Here is a 16,398-nt window from a genome sequence, read left to right as displayed (position 1 = left end):
GCATTCACCCTAGCGAGGGCCAGAGAGGTCGCCTAGTCTTCCCATGATGGCCATTGCGATTGTCCTTTCCATGCTGGCGATGACCGCCATCGTCGCGGTGCGCTACCTCGTCTCAAGCGGCCTGTTCGCGGCCTGGACCGCGCGCCGTTTCCCCGGCCGCCTTGCGGGGCAGGGCAAGCAGGTTCGCATGGAAATCGCCTACAGCCTCGCCTCCGCGGCCATCTACGGTTTCCCCGCAGGCCTCGTCGCGTGGGGCTGGCAGGCGCGCGGCTGGACGAAGATCTATACCGACTGGGACGCCATGCCCTTGTGGTGGCCGCCCGTCTCGGTGCTCGTCTACCTCGCCCTCCACGACACCTGGTTCTACTGGACCCACCGCGCGATGCACTGGCCGCCTCTGTTCAAGCGCGTCCACGCGGTCCACCACGCCAGCCGCCCGCCCACCGCCTGGGCGGCGATGAGCTTTCACCCGTGGGAAGCGGTGACCGGCGCGGTCGTGATCCCCGCGCTCGTCTTCCTCGTCCCCATCCACGCCGCGATGCTGCTCCTCGTCCTCACCGTGATGACGGTGATGGGTGTCACCAATCACATGGGCTGGGAATTGTTTCCGCGCGGTCTTGTTCATGGTTTATTTGGGCGAGGACTGATAACCGCGAGCCATCATGAGCTTCATCACCAGAAATATCGCTGCAATTACGGCCTCTACTTCCGCTTCTGGGACCATCTTTGCGGCACCGATCGCGGGCTGGGCGAATTCCAGGCGCCTCGTCGGCGCGATGCTGGCGGGGCTGGCCGTGTCGGCAGCAGGCCCCGCGCCCGCGCCGCAGCACGCGACAGCTGACCTCACCGTCGAAATCTCGAACCTGCGCAACGCCAAGGGCAAGGTGCGCGCCTGCCTGACGCGCGCCGACGATTTTCTCGACTGCAGCGAGGATCCCGATGCCTTTAAGCGTAGCGTCGGCGCGAGCGAGGCCAAGGTGCTGCGCTTCGACGGGCTCGAGCCCGGGCGCTATTATTTGCTCCTGCTCCACGACGAGAATGCCAACGGCCGCCTCGACCTATTCACAAAGATCCCCAAGGAAGGCTTCGGCTTTTCCAACAATCCCAAGATCCGCATGGGCCCCCCGCGCGGCCGCGACGTGGCGTTCGAACTGCCCGCAGGCGAGAGCGTCAAGCAGGTGCGGATGAAATATATACTCTGATCCTGCCGCCGTTCGACAAGTCGTTTCGCCTGCGTTAGGCAGGAATCCATGAATTCGGTCGAAGACAAGGTGGTTGGCACCACCGTGCGCCTGTTCGACGGGCTCGACGACATCGCGCTCGCGGTGGGCCATTTCCGCGTTTCCGTGCTCGACGTGCTCACGTGGAGCGTCGTCGCGGTCGGGCTGTTCCTCGTCTTCAAGATGTCGCTCTGGTCGGTCAAAAGGCTGATCCGGCGCGCCAGCCGCTTCGACGCCGCGCAGGGCCTGCTCGCGGAAAAGATCGCCTCGATCGTCATCTTCGCGATCGTCTTCTTCATCGGCATCGACCTCGTCGGCTTCGACCTATCCAGCCTTGCCTTCTTCTCGGGTGCGCTCGGCCTTGCGGTCGGTTTCGGGCTCCAGAAGACCTTCGGCAACTTCATCGCCGGGCTGATCCTCCTGATGGACCGCTCGGTCAAACCCGGCGACGTCATCGTCGTGAACGACTATTTCGGCGCGATCAGCAAGATCGGCACGCGCGCGGTCTCGATGATCACGCGCGATGGCAAGGAATTCCTGATCCCGAACGAACTGCTGATGACCGAGACGGTCGAGAACTGGAGCTACTCGTCCAAGAACGTGCGCATCCAGATCCCGGTCGGCGTCAGCTACAACAGCGATCTCAAGCGGGTCGAGGAAATCCTCATCGAGTGCACCGCCGCGTGCAACCGCGTGCTCAAGAACCCCAAGCCCAACGTGTGGCTCAAGGAGTTCGGCGACAACAGCGTCAATTTCGAGATCCAGGCGTGGATCAGGGACCCGGAAAGCGGCGTGGGCAACGTACGCAGCGAGGTCCTCAAGGCGATCTGGTGGGCCTTCAAGGACGAGGGCATCGAGATTCCGTTTCCGCAGCGCGACGTGCACCTCAAGAGCGTTCCGGATGGCATGGCGATGCGGGAACGGGGATAGGGACGAACACAGCCTTTTTCGCGGGAGGCGGTCTTGGTCGAGTACGATAGGCATTCCGATTTGGCGCGCCTCGACGGCTGGAAGGCGATCGCGCGCCATCTCAACCGCGACCGCGCCACCGTGATGCGCTGGGAAGCCTCGCGCGGCCTGCCGATCCACCGTATGCCGGGCGGCGGGCGGGCCAGCGTCTTCGCCTTCGAGAGCGAGCTCGACGCATGGCTGTCGGGCGAGGGCGGCGACAGCGCCTTGGAGAGCGACCGCGGGGTCGGCGGGATCGAACGCCGCCATGTCGTAACCGGGCTGCTTGCGTTGGCCGCGGGCGCGGGGACGGTCGGCATCGTCAACTTTCGACGCGGCAAGGTCGAGCAGCAGGTCAACGCGCTCCTTTCCCAGGCGCGCACGCTGTTGGATCAGACCACGCGCGACACCCAGAACCAGGCGATCGGCCTGGCGCTCGAGGCGGTCCGGATCGACGAGGGCAATGCCGACGCGTGGGGAACGCTCGGCTATATCCGCGCCGCCAGTTCGCGCTGGCATCCGGAAGCCGAATCCGTCCAGCTGCGCGAACAGGCGATCCTCGACGCCAACCGCGCGTTCGAGCTCGACCCCGGCAACGCCAAGGCCGAACTGGCGATGGCGGCGACGCTCCCGCTGCTGGGCGCGGACAACTGGCTGCCGCGCGAACTGGGCATGCGGCGATCGTTCGCGCGCGACCCGGACGATGCTGACGCGCTGATCGAGGAGGCATGGATCGCGCGCATGACGGGACATTGCGCCCGCGCGGTCGAGCTGTGCGGCAGGGTCCGCGCCGAGGACCGCACCGCGACGCTCTACAACATCCGCGCCCGCGCGCTGTGGAGCATCGGGCGTCCCGAGGAGAGCAAGCGGACCTTCGAGAAGGCGGCCCTGGTCTACCCCAACAACAAGATGCACTGGTATTCGAGCATGGAGGTCGCGGCCTTCAGCGGGGACATCGAGAGCGCCTCGCGTATCGCCGCCGACGTTCGCGGCCTGCCCGGCGCGGTGCGGGGCGAGGACGTCGAGACGTTGATGCGCGTCGCGAAGATCGTGGGGGGCGTCGAGCCGTCGGATGCGGAAGCGATGTACGCATCGCTACGCGCCCGCGCGCCGTTCGAGATCCGCACTGCCCGTAACGCCATGCGGCTGGCCGCGACGATCGGGCGGATCGACGAGGCGTTCGAGATCGCCAACGCCTATTATTTCGGCCGCGGGTTCACCGTCGACGGCCAGCTGGGCAGCGGGCTCGACGTGCCGCAGAACCAGCGGCACACCAACGTCGTGTTCGAACCCCCGCTCGCCGCGATGCGCGAGGACCCCCGCTTCGAGCGTCTGGTCGAGGAAATGGGGCTGGCGCGCTACTGGCGCCATATCGGCGAGTCGCCCGACTTCCGAAACAAAGTTTAAAATCGCAACATAACGCACGATAAGGTTTTTCGGGGCAATTGTCACCGGTCGAAGGCCGATTTGCGGCCAAATGCGGCATCATGCGGCATCATCTCACGTTGCCGCTGCGATACCATTCGAGAGGCGCGCAAGTTCGTGCGCGTATCGCATCGAAGGGGTGGTGCCATGTCTGTCAATTTCCGACTTTCGACGGCGTCGAAGGCGACGCTCGCGATCCTCCTGGGCGCGGCCCTGGCCTCGTGTGGTGGCGAGGGCAACTCGACGCCCGGGACCTCGGTCAACAACCCAGCGCCCGCGCCCGCACCGGCACCCACGCAATATGTCGAGACTGAGGTTCCCTTCGGCTTGACGAGCAACACGACCTTCGCGGTGTTCGGCTGGGACGACTGGTGGTTGGAGGGTCCGATCGCATCCACGATCGAAATGCGCTGGAACAGCGCCGAGAAACAATACGAGCTTCGGACCAACAGTGGCGCTTCCTGGAATCGCCTCCAGCGCATAGCCGGAGAGGATTTTATCTACGACGTGTTCGAGCCGGATGGTGCGATGGCCGAATACAATGCTCGCCTTTACGCATGGACCGCGTCTCATCAATTTGCCACGAAATATGTCGGGACTGTCGCATTGTTCGATTATCCGTCAGCCATTTCTTACGTGGCCTTCGGAATCCCCACGGCCACCGCCGACATGCCGACGTCCGGAACGCGCACGTGCATCTTCGGAGAGGACGAAGTCGGCGGCGGCGAGGTGACGATCAATTTCGCGACCGGAAACATCATGGGCACGGTCGAGCCCTTCTACGGTACGGACGTCTACGATCTGGAGGGCGCCGTTCTCAAGACGACCGGCTTCACCGCGGACTTCGGCACCGACACCGGCAACACGTTCGAGGCGAAGTTCTTCGGACCCGACGCCGCGAACATCGCCGTGCGCGCCCAAGGGCAAGTGGCCGGGATCATGACCGGGGTCTGCGAAGCCTGAGAACCGACCTTGCGTGACACGATCGCGCGAGGCGCAATTGCGTGCGCGAAATGAGGAAGGAGAAGCTCTGCCATGACCGTTCAGTTCAGACTTCCGGCGGCGTCGAAAGCGACGCTCGCGATCCTTCTGGGCGCGGCCCTGGTCTCGTGCGGTGGCGAGGGCAACTCGGCGCCCGGGACCTCGGTCAACAACCCCGCGCCCGCGCCTGCACCGACACCTTCGCAATATGTTTCGACGCCGGTTCCATTCGGCCTGACAGCCGACCAGACCTTCGACGTCTTGGGCTTGGACGATTGGCCCGCCAACCCCGTCAATTCACAAATTAACCTGCGCTGGAACAATGCCTCGAAAACATACGAAATCCAAAGGGGAGGGAGCGCCACCTGGAACGTCTTGCGACAACTCGTCGGCGGGACCAACGAGTTCGATGTGGTCGATCCGGGGGGTGCGCTCGCACCCTATCAGGTGTGGCTGTTGGCACGGAACCCGGCGAGTCTGTTTGGAAGATACACGGGGGAAGCGAGACTCTTCGATGGCACGACGGATCTCGCCTACATCGCATTCGGGATCGGCACCGCAGCCGGAGACATACCGACTTCGGGGACGCGAACCTGCCGTCTCGGCGATTACGATACGATCGAAGGCGAACTGACGATCAACTTTACCACCGGCAAGGTGTCGGGAACCATCGGCCCCTACATCTGGGGGACGACCTATCCGTTGACGGATGCGACGTTCAAGCCATCCGATGCAGTCTCCATCACTGCCGCCTACGGCGAAGACGCCGGCAACTTGTTCGAGGCAGCGTTCTACGGCCCTGACGCGTCCGACATCGCAATTCGGATGACGGGGGAGGCGAGTGGGGTACTGACAGGTCCCTGCACCGCCAGCTGACGACCCTGCCGCGGCGCCGCGGTAGGAGGGAAGCGCGGCGTCGGCGGTGGTGACCCCTACGGGACTCGAACCCGTGTTTTCGCCGTGAGAGGGCGACGTCCTAGACCGCTAGACGAAGGGGCCATGCCGGTCGGTGCGCGGCATATGGCGAGGCGGGCGGCGCGAGTCAATCGCGCCCGCGCGCCTCAGCGGAAATTGTCGGCGTAGGCCTGGATCTTGAGCTTGACCGGCCCGGCCTTGACCACGTGATGCGAAAGCCCGTTCTTCGTGCAATAGGCAATCGCCTCGTCGAGACTGTCGAAGCGCAGGCGAACTTGCGTCTTCGTGTCGCCCGAACCGGCCCAGCCGGTCAGTGGGTCGGGGCGCTGCGCCTCCGAGCGTTCGAATTCCAGGAGCCAGCTGCCCGCGCGGGCCTTGCCCGACTGGGTCGTCTTGCGCTGCTGCTCGGTGATGCGGGCGATGGTCATGCGCCGCATCTGGCGCGCCGCGCGGCCAAAATCAAGAGCGGCGCGCGCGCTTGGTGCGCAGGTCCGCGCGTGCATGGGCCGGGTCCTCGGGCCAGTCATGCTTGGGATAGCGTCCGCGCATTTCCTTGGCGACCTCGCCCCACGAGCCTGCCCAGAAGGCGGGAAGGTCCTTCGTCGTCTGGATCGGGCGATGCGCGGGGCTGGTGATCGCCAGCGTTAGCGGCACCGCGCCGCCCGCCACGCGCGGATGCTCGGCCAGCCCGTAGAGCGCCTGCGCGCGCACCTCGACGGTTGGTCCGCCCGGCGCCGCATAGTCGATCGCGTGGCTGGTGCCCGCAGGCGTCTCGAGCCGCGTGGGGGCGAGCCGGTCGACCGCCTGCTTGCCCTCCCAGCCGAGCAGCCCGTCGAGCGCGCCCTTGAGCTGCCCCTTGGAAAGGTTGAGGTCGCGCCGCCCGGCGAGCAACGGCGCGAGCCATTCCTCCGCGCGCTCGAACAGCGCCTCGTCCGACAGGTCGGGAACGCCCGCGTCATGGGCGCGCGCAAAGGCGGCGCGGGCGCGCAAGGCGGCGGCCTCCTCGGGCCAGGGGAGGATGGCGAGCCCGTGGCGGCGCACCGCGTCGAGCAGGCCCTGCGAAATCGCGTCGGCATCGGGCGAGGGATCGCGCGCCTCCTTGAGGCGGATGGCCCCCAACCGCTTGCCCTTGCGCGCGTCCATTTTCCCGGTGGCAGGGTCGAAGGCGACGGTGGAGAAGGCCTTGATCCGCTCGGCGAACAGTGCCTCGATTTCTTCCCACGTGATTGCTGCAGCCGAAAGGATGCGCGCGCCTGCCGCCGCGCCCGCGACCTCGGCGATGGCAAGCCATTCGGCGCTGGCGAGCGGGCTGGCGGGGTCGAGCCGGAAGCCGCGTCCGCCGACCGACTGCCACTGTTCGCCGGTCGCATCGCGGCGGCGCGCGATGCGGTCGGGAAAGGCGAGCGCAATGGCACTGGCGATGCGCCCGCGCTCGGGACTGTCGTCGGCAACGCGCCGGGCCCAGCGCTCGGCGAGCCCCCGCGCCGTCGCGGCGCGCGGCGAACGGTCGGCGCGGAAGCGGCGCTGGCGCGCTTCGATATCCTCGCCGCGCCCGCCCAGCCCGCGCTCGGCGAGCAACAGCGCGGCCTCCGCGGCATCGCGCGCGAACCCCCTCTTGCCCGCTTCGACCAGCATGTGCGCCAGCCGCGGCTCCATCGGCAGCGCGGCGATCGCGCGACCGTGCGGCGTGATGCGGCCCTCCTCGTCGAGCGCGCCGATCGCGCCCAGCCGCGCGCGCGCCTCGGCCAGCGCAGGGGCAGGGGGTGGGTCGAGGAACGGCAGCCGCGCAGGGTCGGCTTCGCCCCATAGCTGCGAGGCGAGGAAAAGTCCGGACAGGTCGGCGTCGAGGATCTCGGGCGGGTCATGGGCGAGCAACGCGGCGTTGGCGGCTTCTTCCCACAGGCGGATCGCGATCCCCGGCGCCTGGCGTGCGGCGCGGCCCGCGCGCTGGGTCGTCGCGGCGCGGCTGGCGCGCTCGGTGACCAGCCGCGTCAGTCCCGCGCCCACATCGTAACGCGGGCGGCGGGCGAGCCCGCTGTCGACCACGATGCGCACGTCCTCGAGCGTCACGCTGGTCTCGGCGATCGCGCTGGCGAGCACCAACTTGCGCGTGCCGGGTGAGGGCGGGGCGAGGGCGGCGCGCTGCGCCTTGGGATCGACCTGCCCGTGGAGCCGATGGAGCACGACATCGCCCGGCAGCGATCCGAGTGCGTCGGCGGTGCGTTCGATCTCGCGAACGCCCGGCAGGAAGGCGAGCAGCGAACCGTGATGTTCGCCCAGCGCCTTGCGGATCGCCGACGCCATCTGCGGCTCGACCGGGCGGGCGGCGTCGCGCCCGACATGCTCGATATCGAGCGGGAAACTCTTGCCCTCGCTTTCGATCAGCGGCGGTTCGCCCATCAGCGAGGAAAACGCCTTGCCGTCGAGCGTCGCCGACATGGCAAGGAGGCGCAGGTCTTCGCGCAGCGCTCCCGCCGCATCGAGCGCGAAGGCCAGCGCGAGGTCGTTGTCGAGGCTGCGCTCGTGCACCTCGTCGAACAGCACCGCGCTGACGCCCGGCAGGTCGGGCGCCTTCTGGATGCGCGCGAGAAACACGCCGTGGGTCATCACCGTGATGCATTTGCCCGGCTTGCTGTCGAGCCGCGTCGCATAGCCCACCGCCTGCCCCGGCTTCTCGCCGCGTTCTCGCGCCATGAATTCGGCTGCCGCGCGCGCGGCAAGGCGGCGCGGGACGAGCAGCAGGATTTCGCCCTCGCACCACGCCTCGTCGAGGAGGGCAGGGGCGACCCGCGTCGTCTTGCCCGCGCCCGGCGGGGCGACCAGCAGCGCGCGGGTCCCCTCTCGCAACGCGTCGCGCAAGGCGGGAAGGACGTCGTCGACGGGGAAACGGGCCGCCATGCCCCGGGCTCAGTAGGCGCGCGCGACCGCGAATTCGACCGCTTCGACCATCGCGCGGCGCGCGGCGCTGTCGGGGAAGATGGAAAGCGCGTCGATGGCGCGGCGGGCATAGCTTCGCGCGGCCTCGAGCGTGTCGTCGAGCGCACCGGTCGCGCGCATCAGCGCCACGGCGCGGGCGAGATCCTCGTCGCTGACCGCTTCGCCCTGCATCGCGGCCTTCCAGAAGGCGCGGTCGTCGGCGCTGCCGCGATGGTGCGCGAGGATTACCGGCAGTGTCATCTTGCCGTCGCGGAAATCGTCGCCCAGCCCCTTGCCCATCGTCTCTTCGTCCGACGTGTAATCGATCGCATCGTCGACCAGCTGGAAGGCGATGCCGAGGTTGCGGCCATAGGCCTCTAGCGATTTTTCCGCTTCCTCGCCGGCCTCGGCGACGACGGGAGCGACATGGCAGGCGGCCGCGAACAGCGCCGCGGTCTTGGCGCCGATGATACGCAGATATTCCTCTTCGCTGGTCTCGATCCGGCGCTGTGCGGTGAGCTGGTCGACTTCGCCCTCGGCGATCACCGCGCTCGCGCCCGAGAGGATCTTGAGGACCTTGAGGCTGCCGTCTTCGACCATCAGCTCGAACGCGCGCGAGAAGAGGAAATCGCCGACCAGCACGGTTGCCGGATTGCCCCAGATGAGGTTGGCGGCGGTCTTGCCGCGGCGCATCGCCGACCCGTCGACGACGTCGTCGTGAAGCAGGGTCGCGGTGTGAATGAACTCGACCGCGGCGGCGAGCTTGTGATGTCGCGTGCCCGGATAATCGAGCAGCCGCGCGCTCGCCAATGTCAGCATCGGGCGCATCCGCTTGCCCCCGCCCGCGATGAGGTGGCCGGCCAGTTCGGGGATCAACGCGACCTTGGACTGCATCCGCTCGAGGATGACGGCGTTGACCGCGTTCATGTCCTCGGCAACGAGCGCCAGCATCGGCTGGAGACTGGGCTGTGCGCGGCCCGAAATGGGAGTGACGGTGGCGGTCATGGCCTGCCCCTTAGCCCTCTTCCTCGGCGGCGGGAAGGGACAGGGTGACGAGCAGCCCGCCAAGGTCCTCGCTTTCGCCCAGTGCGACGCTCCCGCCGTAGATCTGGGCGACGTCGCGTACGATGGCGAGGCCGAGCCCGGTGCCCGGCTTGTCGGTGTCGAGCCGCGCGCCGCGCTGGAAGATGGCGTGGCGCTCGCTCTCGGGGATGCCCCGCCCGTCGTCCTCGACGAGGATGTCGACCATCGGCGCGGACTTCTCGACCGTCACGAACACGCGCCCGCCGCCATATTTTGCGGCATTCTCGATGAGGTTGCCGAGCATCTCGTCGAGGTCCTGCCGTTCGACCCGCACCTGCGCGTCGCAGTCGCCGGTAACGTCGACCGTGACCCCGTCGTAGAGCGTGCCGATCGCGCGCTCGATCGTGGCGAGGCTGGCGCCGACCTCGGCGCGTGCCTGCGCGGACGAGCGGCGCCCGATGGCACGCGCGCGGGCGAGGTGGTGGTCGACCTGGCGGCGCATGACCGTCGCCTCGCGGCAGACGATGTCGTCGAGCTTGGCATCGTGCGCGGTCGCCGCGTTGGTAATGACGGTCAGCGGGGTCTTGAGCGCGTGCGCGAGATTGCCGGCATGGCGCCGCGCTTCCTCGGCCTGCTCCTCGGAATGGGCGAGCAGTTCGTTGATCTCGTCGACCAGCGGGGTGATCTCGCGCGGGAAGTCCTCGTCGACGCGGCTCTTGCGGCCGGTCCGGATGGCGACCACTTCCTGCCGGACGCGGCGCAACGGCCACAGGCCGTAGACGGTCTGCAGCGCGGCCATCACGAGCAGCCCGAGCCCGAGGGCGGCAAAGCTCTGGATCAGCACTGCGCGCAGTTCGGCGATCTGCTCGTCGACCTGTTCGCGCGACTGGGCGACCTGGAAGCGCCAGCGCACGTTGCTGTCGGGCAAGAGCACGTCGCGCTCGACGATCCGCAGCGGTTCGCCCTCGAACTCGACGCTGTTGCGCACGTGAAGGTCGATATCGTCATGCTCGACCGACGCATCGAGGCGCCGGTCCCACAGCGAACGGCTGGGGAAGGTCTCGGCCCCTTCGCCCGACACCTGGAAATAAAGCCCCGAATAGGGTTCGATGAAGCGCTGGTCGGCGGGCGGGCGGTTGAAGCGTACCTCGCCGTCGGGGCCGATTTCCGAGGCCGCGATCATCGCGTTAAGGACATATTCGAGCTGCGAATCGAAATTGTCGACGATCGAGCGCGTCAGCACGCGGTCGAGCGCGAAACCGCCGCCCAACAGCAGGATCGCGATCCACAGCGCGGCAATACCGATCATCCGGCGGGTCAGCGATTCCCGCCGGTCCTCGCTCACCGCGACGGCCGAGGCCGCCTCGCTCATGCGTCCTGCGGCGTCCGGTCCTCGGGATCCTCGAGGCTGTAGCCGAGGCCGCGAATGGTGGTGATCGTGTCGGCGCCCAGTTTCTTGCGGATGCGCGTGACGAACACTTCGATCGTGTTCGAATCGCGGTCGAAGTCCTGATCGTAGATATGTTCGATCAGTTCGGTGCGGCTGACCACCTTGCCCTTGTGGTGCATCAGGTACGAGAGGAGCTTGTACTCCTGTGCGGTCAGCTTGACCGGCTCGCCCGCCCGCGTGACCTTGCCCGAACGGGTGTCGAGGCGGATGTCGCCGGCCTTGAGTTCGCTCGACGCATTGCCCGAGGCGCGGCGGATGAGCGCGCGCAGCCGGGCGATCAGTTCCTCGGTCTGAAACGGCTTGGCGAGATAGTCGTCGGCGCCCGCGTCGAGGCCCGCGACCTTGTCCGACCAGCTGTCGCGCGCGGTCAGCACGAGCACCGGCGTCTTCTTGCCGTCCTTACGCCAGCGGTCGAGCACGGTCAGCCCGTCGATTTCGGGCAGGCCGAGGTCGAGGACGATCGCGTCATAGGTCTCGTTGGCGCCGAGGAAGTGGCCGTCCTCGCCGTCGGTGGCGAGATCCACCGCATAGCCGACATTCTCCAGCGTCGAGCGAAGCTGCTGGCCGAGGCTCGGTTCGTCTTCCACAATGAGCACGCGCATAAGCGGCTGGCTCCCTTTTTCGTTTCGTTCCCGGTTGATGAACAACCCATGGCATGAACGGTTGCTTGATGCCACGCCACAAGATGCGGCGACGTAACGAAAAGGGCCCGCCGAAGCGAGCCCCTCGAGGTTGCGGGTGTGGTCGGACTAGCGCCCGGAGCGCCCGACGATGCGGCCGGTCTTGGCGTTGACGTCGACCCAGATCACGCGCCCGCCCTTGAGGAACTTGAGGCGGTAGACGTTGCCGCGAAACTCGGGGCCGAGATATTGCGATCCGCCCATGCGCGGCACGACACGGCGCTCGATCATCGGCAACGGCATCGACTGGCCCGACTGGGTCGCGTCGTAGGCGCGATCCTGGTCGCGCTGGCCGTCGTCGGCGGACGCAGTCGCTCCCGCCGGGCTCGCCAAAAGGGTCAGGCCGCCCAGCGCGGCCAGGATGATCGTCTTACGCATCGGCATACTCTCCAATGAAAGACGGTCTACGGCCGGGCCATTGAATAAGGTGTGAATGATGACGTTGTCCCCCATTCATCTTCACTTGCCGTTCCACCGGTTTTGCCCCGTGACGAGCGCGCCATGCTAGGCTAGTGGGCCGCGCATGGCACCCCCTATTCTTTCGCTCGAGGATGTCGCGCTCCACCATGGCGACGGCTGGCTGTTCGAGGACCTGACGCTGCACGTTGGCCCGCGCGACCGGCTTGCGCTGATCGGCCGCAACGGGGCGGGCAAGACAACGCTGTTCCGCATGCTGATGGGCGAGGTGGAACTCGACCGCGGCAGCCGCACCTCGGTGCCAGGCAAGCAGGTGGTGCTGCTCGAACAGGATCCCGACATGAGCGGCCACGAGACGCTCGCCGACTGGGTCGTGGCCGGCAAGGACGCGCCGCCGCGCCATGCCGCTGAAGCGATCGCCGACCAGCTCGGAATCGACCTCACGACCCCAGCGAAGACGGCGAGCGGGGGCGAGCGGCGCCGCGCCGCGATCGCGCGGGCCCTTGCGCTCGAACCCGACCTCCTGCTCCTCGACGAGCCCACCAACCATCTCGATCTTGCTGCGATCGACTGGCTCGAGGCGTGGCTCAACCGCTATTCCGGTGCTTTCATCGTCATCAGCCACGACCGCACCTTCCTCACCCGCCTGACCCGCTCCTGCCTGTGGCTCGACCGCGGATCGCTGCGCCGTGCCGAGGTCGGCTATGGCGGGTTCGAGAAATGGATGGAGGATGTCCTCGAGGAGGACCGCCGCCAGATGGAGAAGCTCGACGAGAAGCTGCGCCAGGAGACCGAGTGGCTCCACAAGGGGGTGACCGCGCGGCGCAAGCGCAACCAGGGCCGCCTGCGCAAATTGTTCGAACTGCGCGAGCAGCGCGCCGCGATGATCGGCATGCAGGGCAAGGCCTCGCTCGGGCTCGCCAAGGACGACGTCAAGACCAAGACCGTGATCGACGCCGAGCGGGTCACCAAGCGCTACGGCGATCGCACGGTGATCGGCGACTTCACGCTGCGCATCCAGCGCGGGGACCGGATCGGCATCGTCGGCGCCAACGGCGCGGGCAAGACCACGCTCCTGCGCCTGCTGACCGGCGAGATCGACCCCGACGAGGGCAAGGTCGCGCGCGCCAAGACCCTGTCGGGAATCGTCGTCGACCAGCAGCGCAAGCTGCTCGACCCCAAGAAGCGCGTGCGCGACATCCTCGCCGAGGGCGGCGACTGGATCGAGGTGCGCGGCGTCAAGAAACACATCAAGGGCTATCTCAAGGAATTCCTGTTCGATCCGGGCCTGTCGGAAGCGCTTATTGGGACGCTGTCGGGCGGCGAGCGCCACCGCCTGTTGCTGGCCCGCGAATTCGCGCGCGAGAGCAACCTCCTCGTCCTCGACGAGCCGACCAACGATCTCGACATGGAGACGCTCGACCTCCTCCAGGAAGTCATCTCCGACTACGAGGGCACCGTGCTGCTTGTCAGCCACGACCGCGACTTCCTCGACCGTACCGTGACGCTCACGCTCGGCCTCGACGGGTCGGGCAAGGTCGACATCGTCGCGGGCGGTTACGAGGACTGGGCCAAGCGCCGCAAGGACGGGCGCAGCGAGGCGAAGAAGGCCAAGCCCGACACCCCGAAGAAGGCCGCGCCTTCAAGCGCGCCGACCAAGCTCAGCTACAAGGACCAGCGCGATTTCGACCGTCTCCCCGCGGAAATCGAGCGGATCGAGGCCGAGATCGCCAAGACCGAAACCGCGATGGCCGACCCCGACCTCTTCACGCGCGACCCCGACCGCTTCGCCGCGCTTACCGCGTCGCTCGAAACACTCCGCGCCGACAAGGCCTCCGCCGAGGAACGCTGGCTCGAAGTCGCCGAAAAGGCGGAAGGGCTGGCCTAAACGGCGGCGTCCGGCACGATCATCGCCAGATCGAGTTGCGGCAGGTCGTTCAGCACCATCATCGGCTCTGCGGCCTCGAGCGCCATCGGCACGAGGTCGTCCAGTGCCTCGATCGCCATGTGCTCGCCCGCTTCGCCCGGCAGGGCCAGCTCGACCTCGCCCTCGACGAGCATATCCGCGACCAGCGGAAGCATCGCCACCGGCGCCGGCATGGCCACCATGTCGACCGGGATCGACACGGCCTCGGCCATCGCGACAGGCTGCGTATCCTGCTGCATCGCGTGGACGTCACCGCTGGCCTCCTGCGGCTGCGCGACGTCGACCTCGGCGTCCATCACCGGCATGTTCACTCTTACCGAAACGTCCGGTGCCGCGGGGCCATCCGACTGCACCGTTTCCGACCAGTCCGAGCGTGCCGAGAAGCTGGCCGTCGTGACGCCAAGCGACGATGAGAGATGCGTTTCCGCACCGCTCGTGACCGGGTGGGCGGCGGCGGTGGGCTCGGCATGGATCGGTTCCGCGAGGAGACTGGTCGCGACCAGCATCCCTGCCATCGCGGAGGCATTGACGCCGTTGCCGCGTCCCTTGCCGCCGCCGCCACCACCGCCGCCGCCGCCGCCGCCGCCCCGCGTAAAGGTCGCCAGCGTCGTCGAGCCGCCCGACAGATATTGAAACGTGACCTGGCTCGCCTCGTTGATCGTGGCCACCGTCGCCCAATCGTCGCCGCCGCCATCAAGGTCGACCTGGATGTCGCCGCCTGACGTGATCTGGAGGTAGCCGCCCGCGATCGGATCGACGCCTGCTTGAAGGTCGAGCAACTGCGTGACGTCGACCATGTCGCCCTTGCCGAAATCGCTGATCACGTCGGCCTGCGCCGGGTCGGCATAGGCGGACGGATCGAGCACGAACACGTCCTTGCCGCTGCCACCGACATAGATGTCACTTCCGCCCTTGCCGTCGAGCACATTGTTGCCCTTGTTGCCGACGAGGGTCTGCGAGAATTCGTTGCCCGTGAGGTCGATCGAGGCGCGCGAGCCGGCATTGGCGGTCTCGAGGATCTCGATCGCGCTGCCCGCAGCCAGCGTGAAGTCGACGCTGGTGCGCACGACGTCGGTACCGGCCCAGCCCGCACCTTCGAGGATCACGACGCTGCTGCTACTGACGTTGTAGACGTTCCCGCCATCGACCGCGGCGCCCGAGACGGCCGCGCCTTGCGCGACGTAGGAGCCGGTCATCATGCCCACGCCGCCGATCACCAGCGTATAGGTCCCGCTGGTCGGCGCGACGAAGGTCATGTTGGCATCGAAGCCCGCGCCGCTGTCATCGTCGAAGGCGATGATCGCGCCGTTGCTCGAGACCAGCTGGAGATAGCCGTCGCCGATCGACCCGGCATTGCCGAGCGAGGAGATGCCGAGCATCTCCAGCGTATATTCGGTGCCCGCGATCAGCGCGAACTCGACCGTGTCGGTCTCGCCGATCGCGCCGATGGTGGCGGCCATCTGGAACTGCGCATCGGCGGCCGACATGGGCAGCATCTCGACCCATGCTGTGCCTTCGAGCTGCGCGTACATGTACGAGCCCGCCAGCGCATGGACCTGCCCGGTCGGATGGAGGTCGTCGGGCATGAAGACGAGGTCGTGATACTGGAGGAAGTTGGCCTCCAGCTCTTCGAGGGTCAGTCCGTTGAGCGCCGCCAGCGTCGGCAGGATCAGGCTCAAGACGCCCTGGTCGATCGATCCGTCGGGGTTGGTATGGTCCATCAAGGGAACGTAGGTCACGTTGGCGCCGATCGCCTCGAGGAAGGGGAGGACCTCGTCGCGGATGGCCTGGTCGAGCATCTGCGAAAACAGGGTCGCGGCCTCGGCGCGCGCGGCTTCGGTGGCGTCGAGCACGCCATCGCCATTGGCATCGTAGCGCGCGACCTTGCCGACGTCGGCAAGGCCGGAGATCATGAGATTGCGCGCCCCGATCGAAACCATCTGCGCCAGCTCGTCGATCAGCTCGGCGACGATATCGTCGATGCGCGCCTGCGCTTCGGACAGCGACACGGGCGGACCGTCGGCAGGGGCGAGCTGGCGGATGTCGTTCCCGCCGATGACGAACAGATAGAGCGCGTTCGGATCGGCATTTCCGCCGACCGCGCTGCGGAAGGCGTCGGTCTGGTGGTCTAGGTCGAGTACGAACTCGCTCCCCTGGATGACCTGCGCGCCGCCATAGGCATAATTATGGTTGTTGCCGTCGGGGGCAGGTCCCCAGTTGACGATGGGCAGGGCGAATAAGGGGTCGACGAAACCGTAGGGAAAGGTCGCATCGGAAACGACGCCCAGATACTTGTTGGTGATCAGGTCGGCGAAAACATAACCGTCTGAGAAACGGCCCTGGAAATAGCCAGCCTCGGGGGTGGGCGTGCCATCGGGAAGATCGGTGAACGGCAAGCCGCCGTACCAATAGGCCAGGGCCAAGGCATTGCCGGTATCGGCGAGACTGTCGCCGAACGTGAAGACGCCACTGTAATTCGCCATGTTACTCTCCTCC

At 67.1% G+C, this 16,398-nt stretch carries 14 protein-coding genes and 1 tRNA gene; 7 read left to right on the top strand and 8 right to left on the bottom strand.

What is annotated here, in order from left to right; translation table 11 throughout:
* Positions 1–46 precede the first annotated feature (46 nt).
* The 6 genes from NNY25_RS10430 (at position 47) to NNY25_RS10405 (ending at position 5,450) form a co-directional block, all read left to right on the top strand.
* Complete coding sequence (locus NNY25_RS10430) at positions 47–841, top strand: sterol desaturase family protein (protein WP_265571365.1); 795 nt, start codon at positions 47–49, stop codon at positions 839–841.
* On the top strand, positions 777–1,202 hold the full coding sequence (locus tag NNY25_RS10425) for a DUF2141 domain-containing protein (protein WP_265571363.1): 426 nt from the start codon (positions 777–779) through the stop codon (positions 1,200–1,202). The genes NNY25_RS10430 and NNY25_RS10425 overlap by 65 nt, the downstream gene beginning before the upstream one ends.
* 48 nt (positions 1,203–1,250) lie before the next feature.
* Positions 1,251–2,150: a mechanosensitive ion channel family protein gene (locus NNY25_RS10420; protein ID WP_265571362.1), complete on the top strand. Its 900-nt coding sequence runs from the start codon at positions 1,251–1,253 to the stop codon at positions 2,148–2,150.
* A 60-nt stretch (positions 2,151–2,210) separates the two neighbouring features.
* Positions 2,211–3,575, top strand: coding sequence for a tetratricopeptide repeat protein (locus tag NNY25_RS10415; protein WP_265571361.1), 1,365 nt, complete (start codon positions 2,211–2,213; stop codon positions 3,573–3,575).
* Positions 3,576–3,740: 165 nt separating this feature from the next.
* Complete coding sequence (locus NNY25_RS10410) at positions 3,741–4,556, top strand: HupA family protein (protein WP_265571360.1); 816 nt, start codon at positions 3,741–3,743, stop codon at positions 4,554–4,556.
* Positions 4,557–4,628: 72 nt separating this feature from the next.
* Positions 4,629–5,450: a hypothetical protein gene (locus NNY25_RS10405; protein WP_265571359.1), complete on the top strand. Its 822-nt coding sequence runs from the start codon at positions 4,629–4,631 to the stop codon at positions 5,448–5,450.
* A gap of 47 nt (positions 5,451–5,497) precedes the next feature.
* On the opposite strand, the gene NNY25_RS10400 is transcribed toward NNY25_RS10405, so the two are convergent.
* The 7 genes from NNY25_RS10400 to NNY25_RS10370 all read right to left on the bottom strand — a co-directional run bounded on the left by NNY25_RS10400 (position 5,498) and on the right by NNY25_RS10370 (position 11,936).
* Positions 5,498–5,573, bottom strand: a tRNA-Glu gene (locus tag NNY25_RS10400).
* A gap of 62 nt (positions 5,574–5,635) precedes the next feature.
* Complete coding sequence (locus NNY25_RS10395; protein ID WP_265571358.1) at positions 5,636–5,917, bottom strand: ETC complex I subunit; 282 nt, start codon at positions 5,915–5,917, stop codon at positions 5,636–5,638.
* A gap of 31 nt (positions 5,918–5,948) precedes the next feature.
* On the bottom strand, positions 5,949–8,387 hold the full coding sequence (gene hrpB, locus NNY25_RS10390) for an ATP-dependent helicase HrpB (RefSeq protein ID WP_265571357.1): 2,439 nt from the start codon (positions 8,385–8,387) through the stop codon (positions 5,949–5,951).
* A 9-nt stretch (positions 8,388–8,396) separates the two neighbouring features.
* Positions 8,397–9,410 (bottom strand): polyprenyl synthetase family protein, encoded by a 1,014-nt coding sequence (locus tag NNY25_RS10385; RefSeq protein ID WP_265571356.1) that lies wholly within the window; start codon positions 9,408–9,410, stop codon positions 8,397–8,399.
* Positions 9,411–9,420: 10 nt separating this feature from the next.
* A complete protein-coding gene (locus NNY25_RS10380; protein WP_338112498.1) occupies positions 9,421–10,737 on the bottom strand; it encodes a sensor histidine kinase in 1,317 nt (438 codons plus the stop codon).
* 59 nt (positions 10,738–10,796) lie between these two features.
* Positions 10,797–11,480 (bottom strand): response regulator transcription factor, encoded by a 684-nt coding sequence (locus NNY25_RS10375; RefSeq protein WP_265571354.1) that lies wholly within the window; start codon positions 11,478–11,480, stop codon positions 10,797–10,799.
* Positions 11,481–11,627: 147 nt separating this feature from the next.
* Entirely contained in the window at positions 11,628–11,936 is a 309-nt protein-coding gene (locus NNY25_RS10370) for a PepSY domain-containing protein (RefSeq protein ID WP_265571353.1), read from the bottom strand.
* 145 nt (positions 11,937–12,081) lie between these two features.
* On the opposite strand from NNY25_RS10370, the gene NNY25_RS10365 reads away from it, so the two are divergent.
* Entirely contained in the window at positions 12,082–13,863 is a 1,782-nt protein-coding gene (locus NNY25_RS10365) for an ABC-F family ATP-binding cassette domain-containing protein (protein ID WP_265571351.1), read from the top strand.
* Here the strand turns inward: NNY25_RS10365 and NNY25_RS10360 are convergent.
* On the bottom strand, positions 13,860–16,385 hold the full coding sequence (locus NNY25_RS10360) for an SGNH/GDSL hydrolase family protein (RefSeq protein WP_265571350.1): 2,526 nt from the start codon (positions 16,383–16,385) through the stop codon (positions 13,860–13,862). The two genes, NNY25_RS10365 and NNY25_RS10360, sit on opposite strands and share 4 nt — an antisense overlap.
* Positions 16,386–16,398: the final 13 nt, after the last annotated feature.

The sequence above is a fragment of the Sphingomicrobium nitratireducens genome (assembly GCF_026157035.1).
Classification (GTDB): Bacteria; Pseudomonadota; Alphaproteobacteria; order Sphingomonadales; family Sphingomonadaceae; genus Sphingomicrobium; species Sphingomicrobium nitratireducens.
Note: the sequence above shows the minus strand (reverse complement) of the source record. Positions and strands in the feature narration are given on the sequence as shown.